1 protein-coding gene is annotated in these 1,312 nt (G+C 52.1%); it reads left to right on the forward strand.

Going from position 1 to position 1,312, the window contains the following annotated elements; translation table 11 throughout:
* Positions 1-57 precede the first annotated feature (57 nt).
* Positions 58-1,283, forward strand: a protein-coding gene (locus F3J37_RS27785; RefSeq protein WP_370662144.1) for an IS3 family transposase whose coding sequence is annotated in 2 segments (ribosomal slippage) — positions 58-400 and positions 400-1,283 — 1,227 coding nt in all. Because the reading frame shifts where the segments join, the coding sequence is not laid out codon by codon here.
* Positions 1,284-1,312 lie beyond the last annotated feature (29 nt).

Below are 1,312 nucleotides of genomic sequence, written 5' to 3' on the forward strand. Positions count from 1 at the left end.
CTGTAATAGCCCCCGTTTAAACCGGACACTTCACCAGTAAGACATACGCATAGAGCTATGTTTAAGGAGTGTCCTGTGCAAAGAATCGAAGTGATCACTGGCGAGCAAAAGCGCCGTCGTTATACTCCTGAAGAGAAAGCCCGTTTTGTTGCGCTCGCCATGCAACCCGGCTACACCGTCTCACTCGTTGCCCGGCAATATGGCATCACTCCCAGTCTTCTTTTTAAGTGGAAACGGCTAATGAACGAAGGTGGCAAGTCTGCGATCGCTGCTGGCGATGAGGTAGTCAGCGTCTCCGAGCTCAAAGCTCTGGAGAAAAAAGTCAAACAGCTTGAACAGATGCTGGGACGCAAAACGATGGAAGCCGAAATCCTTCGCGACGCGCTTGAGATAGCCCAGGCAAAAAAGTTGATATCGCGCATGCCATTGCTGCCACCGGACGATATCCCCTCATCCGAATAGCAGAAGTGCTCTGTGTATCGCGTGCGAATCTTTATGAACGGCTCCTAAAGAAGCGCCAGCAGCGGCCAGCCCGCTATAGCAAAGATGATGACGCCCGACTGTTACCGCTTATCCGCCAGATATGCAGCGAGCGGGCGACAAACGGCTATCGTCGCGTGACGGCACACCTCAATCGTGCGCTGAAGGAACAAAACTGGCGGGTTAACCCCAAACGCATTTACCGGATCATGCAGGCGAATAACCTGTTGCTGGCAAAATCTGGCCATAGAAAGCCAGAGCGCAGTCATACCGGCAACGTCGTGACACTCAAGCCGGATACGCGCTGGTGTTCAGATGGCTTTGAAATCCGCTGCTGGAATCGGGAAGTCGTGCGGGTAGTGTTCAGCCTTGACTGCTGTGATCGCGAAGCCATCTGCTGGTCGGCGACAACAGGTGGAATAAACAGCGTTATGGTGCAGGATCTGCTGACAGAGAGTGTAGAAAAGCGCTTTGGCAATACGCTTTACCTGCCACATACCGTTGAGTGGCTGACCGATAATGGCAGTTGCTACATAGCGGACTCAACAAGAATGTTCGCCGCCTCACTCGGGTTCATCGTGTGTACGACGCCAGTGCGCAGTCCGGAGAGCAACGGGATGGCTGAATCGTTCGTTAAAACATTCAAGCGTGACTACGTGTATGTGAATGACCTGCCGGATGCGGTGACCGTAATGGAAAAACTGACAGAATGGATGGAAGACTATAATAACTGGCATCCCCATAAAGGGCTGAAAATGCAGTCACCAAGGGAATACAGAAGTTCGCTACTAGCTATAAATTAACCGTGTCCGTTTTAGCGGGGGCAACTCCA

Source organism: Candidatus Pantoea communis (genome assembly GCF_011752685.1).
GTDB lineage: Bacteria > Pseudomonadota > Gammaproteobacteria > Enterobacterales > Enterobacteriaceae > Pantoea > Pantoea communis.